We start from the raw sequence: 9,317 nt of genomic DNA, 5'->3' as shown, positions 1-9,317 counted from the left end.
CTCTTTTACTCCGCTTTCGACCGAGAAGATCGAACCGTTGATAAGGCGACAACACACTGCCTGACCAACTCCTTCTGGCTTCGATGAACTGAAGCATAACCGCTGTCGAAAACTGCGTAACTCTTTGTTTACCAAGGAGTTTTCCGTTTCGACTGCGCCGGAAGTGGGGCGAATTATAGGCTTCCAGAATCTGCCGTCAACATCTAATTTAACAATTCTGTCATATAAGGCAAAAAAGTCCCGAAAACGCGAAAGCCGGCCCCCCTTCTACTGAGGTGCCGGCCTTCGTCCCTTCTACTTACAAGCTAGGGAATGCGAATTGCGACGCCTCATGGCTCGCCCGTTGCGGCCAGCGCTGGGTAATGGCCTTGCGGCGGGTGTAGAAACGCACGCCATCCGGACCATACGCATGCAAGTCGCCGAACAGCGAACGCTTCCAGCCACCAAAGCTGTGATAGGCCACCGGCACCGGCAAAGGTACGTTGACCCCGACCATACCGACTTCGATCTCATCGCAGAACAGCCGCGCCGCTTCCCCATCACGGGTAAAGATGCAGGTGCCGTTGCCATACTCGTGATCGTTGATCAGTTGCATGGCCTCTTCCAGGCTGTTGACGCGCACAACACACAGCACCGGGCCAAAGATCTCTTCTTTATAGATGCGCATTTGCGGTGTGACGTTGTCGAACAGGCAGCCACCCAGGAAGAAGCCTTCCTCGTGACCGGCCACGCTCAGGCCACGACCATCGACGACCAGCGATGCACCGGCCGAAACGCCGTCTTCTATATAGCCACTGACCTTGTCACGAGCCTGACCGGAAACCAGTGGCCCCATGTCCAGACCGCACGAGGTACCGGCACCGATTTTCAGCGCCTTGATCTGCGGCGTCAGTTTGGCCACCAACGCATCCGCCACCTGGTCACCGACGCAGACCGCCACCGAGATCGCCATGCAACGCTCACCGCAGGAACCGTAAGCCGCGCCCATCAGCGCGCTGACGGCGTTATCCAGATCCGCATCCGGCATCAACACCGCGTGGTTCTTCGCCCCGCCCAACGCTTGGACGCGCTTGCCGCGTTTGGTACCTTCGGCATAGATGTATTCGGCAATCGGCGTCGAGCCCACGAAGCTCAGCGCTTTGACTTCCGGCGCTTCGATCAGCGCATCCACCGCCGCCTTGTCGCCGTGCACTACGCTCAGCACGCCTTTAGGTAAACCGGCTTCCAGCAACAGCTGGGCGATCAGCAGCGTCGAGCTTGGATCACGCTCGGACGGTTTGAGAATGAAGCAGTTGCCGCAGACGATCGCCAGTGGATACATCCACAGCGGCACCATGGCCGGGAAGTTGAACGGCGTGATACCGGCCACCACGCCCAACGGCTGGAAGTCTGACCATGCATCGATGTTCGGGCCGACGTTGCGGCTGTATTCACCCTTGAGGATTTCCGGCGCCGCGCACGCGAACTCGACGTTCTCGATACCACGCTTCAATTCACCGGCAGCATCTTCCAGGGTCTTGCCGTGTTCTTCGCTGATCAGTTGCGCGATACGCGCTTCGTTCTGCTCCAGCAGTTGCTTGAAACGGAACATCACCTGCGCACGTTTGGCCGCTGGCGTATTGCGCCAGGCCGGAAACGCCGCCTTGGCCGAGTCGATGGCTTTCTGAATGGTTTCACGGCTGGCCAACGGCAGCTTGTGGATGGCCTGGCCGGTGGACGGGTTGAACACGTCGGCAGTGCGACCATCTTCAGTGACCAGTTCGCCGTTGATCAAATGCGGGATAAGGCTCATGCGGGGCTCCAGAAAAGTTGTCCACAGGCGCCCATTGAAGGGGCGCCCATATATAGAGGCTGTTGTGTAGGAGCAAGCTTGCTCCGGGCGGCGTTCCGACGATGGACTTAAACGATGACGCGGGCTATCTGGGTAAACGCAGCGCCCTCTCGTTTTTTTCGCAAGCAAGCTCGCTCCTACAGAGGTTCGTGTCGAATCAGTCGATTTTGTTCAGCGCTTCGCCGACCGCGTCGAACAGCCGATCAAGGTCTTGCGGCTTGCTGTTGAAGGTTGGGCCGAACTGCAGGGTATCGCCGCCGAAGCGTACGTAGAACCCGGCTTTCCACAGCGCCATGCCGGCTTCGAACGGACGCACGATGGCATCACCGTCACGCGGTGCGATCTGAATCGCGCCGGCCAGGCCGTAGTTACGAATGTCGATAATGTTCTTCGAACCCTTCAGGCCGTGCAGCGCATTTTCGAAATGCGGTGCGACTTCGGCCACGCTCTGCACCAGGTTTTCCTTTTGCAGCAGGTCGAGCGCTGCCAGGCCCGCGGCGCAAGCCACCGGGTGCGCGGAATAGGTGTAGCCGTGGGGGAATTCCACCGCGTACTCAGGCGTCGCCTGGTTCATGAAGGTCTGGTAGATCTCGGAGCTGGCAATCACCGCGCCCATCGGGATCGCGCCGTTGGTGACTTGCTTGGCGATGCACATCAGATCCGGGGTCACGCCGAAGGTATCGGCACCGAACATTTTGCCTGTACGGCCGAAACCGGTGATCACTTCATCGAACACCAACAGGATGTTGTGCTGATCACAAATCTCGCGCAGACGCTTGAGGTAGCCCTGTGGCGGAACCAGTACGCCAGCGGAACCGGCCAACGGCTCGACGAACACGGCGGCGATGTTGGAAGCGTCATGCAACTCGATCAACTTCAGCAGTTCATCGGCCAGTGCGATACCGCCCTGCTCCGGCATGCCACGCGAGTAAGCGTTGCTCGCCAGCAAGGTATGCGGCAGGTGATCGACGTCCATCATCGCCTGGCCGAACATTTTGCGGTTGCCGTTAACGCCGCCGAGGCTGGTGCCGGCGATGTTCACACCGTGATAACCACGGGCGCGGCCGATCATTTTGGTCTTGGTAGCCTGACCTTTCAGGCGCCAGTAAGCGCGAACCATCTTCACCGCGGTGTCGGCGCACTCGGAACCCGAGTCGGTGAAGAACACGTGATTCAGGTTGCCCGGGGTCAGGTCGGTGATTTTCTCTGCCAGCTGGAACGACAGCGGGTGCCCGTACTGGAAGCCTGGCGAGTAATCGAGGGTGCCCAGCTGCTTGGCGACCGCTTCCTGGATTTCCTTGCGAGTGTGCCCGGCGCCACAGGTCCACAGACCGGACAGCGAATCGTAGACCCTGCGGCCCTTGTCATCGATCAGCCAGCTGCCCTCGGCACCGACGATCAGTCGCGGGTCGCGCTGGAAATTGCGGTTGGCGGTGTAAGGCATCCAGTGGGCATCCAGCTTGAGCTGGCTGGCCAGGGAAGACGGGGCGTTTTCGGGCAAGTTCATGAGCAAAACCTCGCAGGGCATTAAGCGGCATAGAGATCAAAAGCGTTCTTGCAGCTAAGTTGCCATGGGGATAAAGTCTGTGAAATCCAACTTTTCTAACGTTCAGTCAGCCTTCTACTAAACTTTGAGTCTTTAGACCATGAGCAGCCGTCGCCCCGATCCGCTGGCGCAAGTCAGCGACTTTGATATTCGCCTGCTGCGGATTTTCCGCAGTGTGGTGGAATGCGGCGGTTTCTCCGCGGCGGAATCGGTACTGGGGATCGGCCGTTCGGCGATCAGTCAGCAGATGAGCGACCTGGAGCAACGCCTCGGCCTGCGTCTGTGCCAACGCGGTCGTGCCGGGTTTTCACTGACCGAAGAAGGTCGCGAGGTCTACCAGTCGGCGTTGCAACTGTTAAGTGCCCTTGAAAGCTTCCGCACCGAAGTCAACGGCCTGCACCAACACCTGCGCGGCGAACTGACTATCGGGCTGACGGACAACCTGGTCACCCTCCCCCACATGCGCATCACCCACGCCCTGGCGCAACTGAAGGAACGGGGTCCGGATGTGCAGATTCAGATCCGCATGATCGCGCCCAACGAAGTCGAACAAGGCGTACTCGACGGTCGCTTGCATGTCGGCGTGGTGCCCCAGGCCAGTGCGCTGTCGGGCCTGGAATATCAGCCGCTCTACAGTGAACGTTCGCTGCTGTATTGCGCGGTCGGTCATCCATTGTTTTATGCCGATGATAAACAACTGGACGACGAGCGCCTCAACAGTCAGGACGCCATCGCGCCGACCTTCCGTTTACCGGCCGAGATTCAGGCGCATTACCAGGCGCTCAACTGCACCGCCAGCGCGTCCGACCGCGAAGGCATGGCCTTCCTGATCCTGACCGGACGTTACATCGGATACTTGCCGGACCACTACGCCGGCCTCTGGGTGCAACAAGGTCGCTTGCGTGCGTTGAAACCGACAGCGCGGTTCTATGACCTGAGCCTGGCCTCGGTCACACGCAAGGGACGCCGTCCGCATCTGGTGCTGGAGAGCTTTCTGGAGAGCCTGGCGGCGACGCGTTGAAGCGTACCGGGATTTTTCACCCGGGACTTGTCTGGAGCCTGTGGGTGCGCTATCAACCATTGGCTGCCCCCACCCACCTGTTCGGAAGTGCCCATGACCTTTGAAGTCCCCGCCCACGGTGGCAAGCCCGCCAGCCGCATTCGCCAGAAGAATGAACAGACCATCATCAAAGCTGCCGAAGACGAGTTTGCCCGTCACGGGTTCAAAGGAACGAGCATGAATACCATTGCTCTGAATGCCGGGCTGCCCAAAGCGAACCTGCATTACTACTTCACCAACAAACTCGGTCTGTACGTGGCGGTGCTGAGCAACATCATCGAACTGTGGGACAGCACCTTCAACACCCTGACGGCCGAGGACGACCCGGCGCAAGCGCTGACGCGGTATATCCGCGCCAAGATGGAGTTCTCGCGGCGCCAACCTCAAGCCTCGCGTGTCTTCGCGATGGAAGTCATCAGCGGCGGCGAATGCCTGACCGAATATTTCAACCAGGACTATCGCGCCTGGTTCCAGGGTCGAGCGGGTGTATTCCAGGCGTGGATCGACGCAGGTAAAATGGACCCGATCGACCCTGTGCACCTGATCTTTCTGTTGTGGGGCAGCACCCAGCATTACGCAGACTTCGCCACCCAGATCTGCCGTGTCACCGGGCGCACCAAACTGACCAGACAAGACATGGACGATGCCGGCAACAACCTGATCCGCATCATCCTCAAGGGCTGCGGCCTCACACCTGCCATTTGAGTCCCTAATGCCTTTCACACTCAGCGGTTTTTGCGAATACCGCGAAGAGATCCGCAAAAGCCGCTTCATCACCTTTGCCGTGCCGATCAGCAGCCCGGCTGACGCCCAGGCATTTATCGAGCAGCACAGCGATTTGAATGCAACGCACAACTGCTGGGCGTGGAAGCTCGGCGATCAATACCGCAGCACCGACGATGGCGAACCCGGCGGCACCGCCGGGCGACCGATTCTGGCGGCGATCGAGGCCCAGGATTGCGATCAGGTCGCGGTGCTGGTGATCCGTTGGTACGGCGGTATCCAACTGGGCACCGGTGGCCTCGCCCGGGCGTACGGCGGCGGCGCCAACAAGTGCCTGCAGGCGGCGCCGAAAGTCGAGTTGATCAGTCGGGTGCCGGTGAGTTGTGCGTGTGGGTTCGGTGAGTTGCCGCTGGTGAAACTACGGGTGGCGGAGTTGGGCGGCCTGGTCGTGGAAGAGGCCTTCACGGCCAATGGCGTGGAACTGCAATTGGCGATTGGCGAAGCACAGATCGATCCCCTTCAAACGCTGCTGGCTGGTTTAAGCCGTGGACGTATTGTGCTGCAGCGCTAAAAACCAAACGATCGCAGCCAGCGGCCGCTCACCATTGTTATCCTGCAGCAATCGTAGCTGCATCAGAATCTGCGCCGGTGCCTTTTCTACTCACATCGGCTGTGCACCCGCCTGTGGATAACCTGAGCACATCCGGCTGTAACCCTTCTGTCATGCGGCTTTGCGGCCTTTGTGCATTTTTCGTCCAATGTGCCATCAAAAAAGCTAAATCCACGTAAAAACAAATAGTTAGCGTGGTTTATCACCTTTAGGACATAGCCGCACTTTGCTTATGCCCGAGCCGGGAGCTTGCGCACAAATACTGTGGAACAATCTGTGGATAACCCGTTCATGACTGTCGCCGTCCCACATCCGGCATGGGCTGGTTGCGGCTGCTCGTTTTTTGATCAGAGCGCCAGGCAAACCAAGAGCTCGATCAGGGGCTTTACCCTTTAGTAGTGCCCGGGCTGGGTCGACATGGAGAGGGCATAAAGCTGCCAAGTGGCAAACAGGTATCGCCCCACCGCGTCATACCGTCCGTACACCTGTTGTGGATCACGAATCCGCAGCACCGCCCACACGCACACGATCGACCCCAACAGATTCGCCATCAGCATGTGCATCGGCGCGAACGGCGGCAGCGATCCGGGCAGATCCAACGCCTGGCTCAAACCCGACAGCAGCCCATGCAACGCCGCGAAACTCCAGGGTGTGACGAACGCCGCCGTGACGATCAGGTCATACCACGCACTGCCGCGCACCCGTTGACGATATTGCGTTGAAGTCCACATCGGCATTGCTCCATAAATTCAGGGAGCAACAAGGCTAAAGCCTGGAGTATGCTCCAGGGTCGAGCCCCCTCGAGATGTCATGATGCGCATCGGTGAATTAGCCCAGGCCAGCGCCATCAGCCGCGACACGCTGCGCTTCTACGAGCAGCGCGGCTTGATCTCGGCGCACCGCAGCGCCAACGGGTATCGCGATTACCCGGCGGACATGGTGCAACTGGTGCTGTACATCAAGACCGCTCAACGACTGTGCTTTACCCTGGGTGAAATCGGCCACAGCGTCGCCGCCTTGTGGCGGTCGCCCGATCCGGCCCGCGCCGTCACGCAACTGCTGCAAGACAAGCTCAAGCTAATCGAAACCCGCATGGCCGAACTCGATGTGTTGCGCCATGAGTTGCAGCAACGTATCGGGCAGCATTGTCCTTTGAATCCGTGATCTTCATTTACCAAGGAAACCACTCATGTCTACGGCAAAAACCGCACTCATCATCGGTGCTTCCAGGGGCCTGGGCCTCGGTCTGGTGAAAACCCTGCTGGCGGATGGCTGGCAAGTCATCGCCACCGTGCGCAACCCGCAGAACGCGGAAGCCTTGCAGGCGTTGGGCGCGGTGCGGATCGAAAAACTCGACATGGACGATCAGCAGGCGGTGATCGCCCTGAGCCAACAGCTCAAGAATGAAGTGTTCGACCTGTTGTTCGTCAATGCCGGGGTCAAGGGGCCGGACGTTCAAACACCCGGTGGCGCGACGCTGGCCGAAGTCGGCCAGCTGTTCTTCACTAATGCCGTGGCCCCGATCAATCTGGCCCAGCGCTTCGCCGGGCAGATTCGTCCAGAGACCGGCGTGCTGGCATTCATGAGTTCGGTGCTGGGCAGCGTAACCATGCCTGACTCGCCGGAACTGGCGTTGTACAAGGCGAGCAAGGCGGCGCTGAACTCCATGACCAACAGTTTCGTGACGCAGCTGGGCGAGCAGAAACTCACGGTGTTGTCGCTGCATCCGGGTTGGGTGAAAACTGACATGGGCGGTGAAAACGCTGACATCGATGTCGACACCAGCACTCGCGGCTTGATTGACCAGGTCAACGCGTACACCGGCAAGGGCGGTCATCATTTTGTGAATTACCGGGGTGAAACCATTCCCTGGTAAACACCGGTCCCCCTGTAGGAGCTGGCTTGCCAGCGAAAGCGGTGGGTCAGTCGACATTTATGTAGCTGACACACCTTCGCTGGCAAGCCAGCTCCTACAGGGGAGGGCTTCATCGCCTGGTCTGGTCGGGCTTGCCCGCGACGCCGTTTTGTTCGAAACTGCGCACCTCGTCCCCCGCGGCGACCCTGGATCAGCAGACAGGGCAACACTGAGCTGGCAACCCTGAACCCAACTTTCAGAGGAGCCGGCCACTATGCCTGCGACCCGTACCTGGTTAAAAAACCCCCTCGCGATCTTCACGGCCAATGACCTCGATGCCCGTGGCGGCCTGGTGCTGCAAGACGGATTGATCGTCGAAGTGCTCACTGCCGGCCAGCAACCTTCCACGCCCTGTGGACAAGTGTTCGATGCCCGGGAGCATGTGATCCTGCCGGGATTGATCAACACCCATCACCACTTCTATCAAACCCTGACCCGCGCCTGGGCGCCGGTGGTCAATCAGCCGTTGTTCCCGTGGCTGAAAACCCTGTACCCGGTCTGGGCACGCCTCACCCCTGAAAAACTCGCCCTCGCCAGTAAAGTCGCGTTGGCCGAGCTGCTGCTGTCCGGCTGCACCACCGCTGCCGATCACCATTACCTGTTTCCCCAAGGCCTGGAAAATGCAATCGATGTGCAAGTCGAGAGCGTTCGCGAACTGGGTATGCGCGCCATGCTCACTCGCGGCTCGATGAGCCTCGGCGAAAAGGACGGCGGCCTGCCACCGCAGCAGACCGTGCAGGAAGGCGAAGTGATCCTGGCCGACAGCCAGCGCCTGATCGCCGAGTACCACGAACGGGGTGACGGCGCGCACATCCAGATCGCGCTGGCGCCCTGCTCGCCGTTTTCGGTAACGCCGCAAATCATGTCGGCCAGTGCGGACCTGGCAAATACACTCGATGTTCGCCTGCACACCCACCTGGCGGAAACCCTCGACGAAGAAGACTTCTGCCTGCAGCGTTTCGGCCTGCGCACCGTGGATTATCTGGACAGCGTCGGCTGGCTCGGCCCGCGTACCTGGCTGGCCCACGGTATCCATTTCAACCCGGATGAAATCGCCCGGCTTGGCGCGGCGGGTACCGGGATTTGCCATTGCCCGAGTTCGAACATGCGCCTGGCTTCCGGCATCTGCCCGACCCTGGACCTGACCGAGGCCGGAGCCTTGCTCGGCCTGGGCGTGGACGGTTCGGCCTCCAACGATGCCTCGAACATGATGCTCGAAACCCGTCAGGCGCTGTACATCCAGCGGCTGCGTTACGGCGCGGAAAAGATCACCCCGCAGTTGGTGCTGGGATGGGCCACCAAGGGCTCGGCGCAGTTGCTCGGGCGTACGGACATCGGTGAACTGGCGGTGGGCAAGCAGGCGGATCTGGCGTTGTTCAAGCTCGATGAACTGCGCTTCTCCGGCAGTCATGATCCGGTGTCCGCGTTGTTGCTGTGCGGCGCGGATCGGGCAGATCGGGTGATGATTGGTGGCAAGTGGCGGGTGATTGATGGGCAGGTTGAGGGGTTGGATCTGAAAGGTTTAATCGCCGATCACAGTCAGGCGGCGCGGCAGTTGATTGCGGGCGTCTGACACAACCCCGATCAAAAACTGTGGGAGCGAGCCTGCTCGCGAAGGCGGACTAACATCCA

At 59.9% G+C, this 9,317-nt stretch carries 8 protein-coding genes and 1 pseudogene; 6 read left to right on the top strand and 3 right to left on the bottom strand.

Annotation, left to right across the window (positions count from 1 at the left end; translation table 11 throughout):
• Window positions 1–298: 298 nt before the first annotated feature.
• Both J2W17_RS25945 and J2W17_RS25940 read right to left on the bottom strand, forming a co-directional pair.
• Window positions 299–1,792 (bottom strand): CoA-acylating methylmalonate-semialdehyde dehydrogenase, encoded by a 1,494-nt coding sequence (locus J2W17_RS25945; RefSeq protein ID WP_307341424.1) that lies wholly within the window; start codon window positions 1,790–1,792, stop codon window positions 299–301.
• 196 nt (window positions 1,793–1,988) lie between these two features.
• Window positions 1,989–3,338, bottom strand: coding sequence for an aspartate aminotransferase family protein (locus J2W17_RS25940; RefSeq protein WP_307341422.1), 1,350 nt, complete (start codon window positions 3,336–3,338; stop codon window positions 1,989–1,991).
• Window positions 3,339–3,477: 139 nt separating this feature from the next.
• On the opposite strand from J2W17_RS25940, the gene J2W17_RS25935 reads away from it, so the two are divergent.
• The 3 genes from J2W17_RS25935 to J2W17_RS25925 all read left to right on the top strand — a co-directional run bounded on the left by J2W17_RS25935 (window position 3,478) and on the right by J2W17_RS25925 (window position 5,731).
• On the top strand, window positions 3,478–4,398 hold the full coding sequence (locus J2W17_RS25935) for a LysR family transcriptional regulator (RefSeq protein ID WP_307341419.1): 921 nt from the start codon (window positions 3,478–3,480) through the stop codon (window positions 4,396–4,398).
• Between the two features lie 93 nt (window positions 4,399–4,491).
• Window positions 4,492–5,142 carry a TetR/AcrR family transcriptional regulator gene (locus J2W17_RS25930; RefSeq protein WP_307341416.1) on the top strand — a complete coding sequence of 217 codons (651 nt, stop codon included), beginning with the start codon at window positions 4,492–4,494 and terminating at the stop codon, window positions 5,140–5,142.
• Window positions 5,143–5,149: 7 nt separating this feature from the next.
• Window positions 5,150–5,731, top strand: coding sequence for an IMPACT family protein (locus J2W17_RS25925; protein WP_307341413.1), 582 nt, complete (start codon window positions 5,150–5,152; stop codon window positions 5,729–5,731).
• Window positions 5,732–6,192: 461 nt separating this feature from the next.
• Here the strand turns inward: J2W17_RS25925 and J2W17_RS25920 are convergent.
• A pseudogene (locus J2W17_RS25920) lies at window positions 6,193–6,501 on the bottom strand (hypothetical protein); the annotation flags it as partial.
• A gap of 82 nt (window positions 6,502–6,583) precedes the next feature.
• Between J2W17_RS25920 and J2W17_RS25915 the strand changes: the two are divergent.
• The 3 genes from J2W17_RS25915 (at window position 6,584) to J2W17_RS25905 (ending at window position 9,258) form a co-directional block, all read left to right on the top strand.
• A complete protein-coding gene (locus tag J2W17_RS25915; protein ID WP_307341437.1) occupies window positions 6,584–6,934 on the top strand; it encodes a MerR family DNA-binding transcriptional regulator in 351 nt (116 codons plus the stop codon).
• Window positions 6,935–6,959: 25 nt separating this feature from the next.
• Window positions 6,960–7,646, top strand: coding sequence for an SDR family oxidoreductase (locus tag J2W17_RS25910; RefSeq protein ID WP_307341411.1), 687 nt, complete (start codon window positions 6,960–6,962; stop codon window positions 7,644–7,646).
• A gap of 253 nt (window positions 7,647–7,899) precedes the next feature.
• Complete coding sequence (locus J2W17_RS25905; protein ID WP_307341408.1) at window positions 7,900–9,258, top strand: 8-oxoguanine deaminase; 1,359 nt, start codon at window positions 7,900–7,902, stop codon at window positions 9,256–9,258.
• Window positions 9,259–9,317: the final 59 nt, after the last annotated feature.

The sequence above is a fragment of the Pseudomonas lini genome, assembly GCF_030812475.1.
Taxonomy (GTDB): Bacteria; Pseudomonadota; Gammaproteobacteria; order Pseudomonadales; family Pseudomonadaceae; genus Aquipseudomonas; species Aquipseudomonas lini_A.
This window is presented reverse-complemented; position numbering and strand designations above follow the sequence as displayed.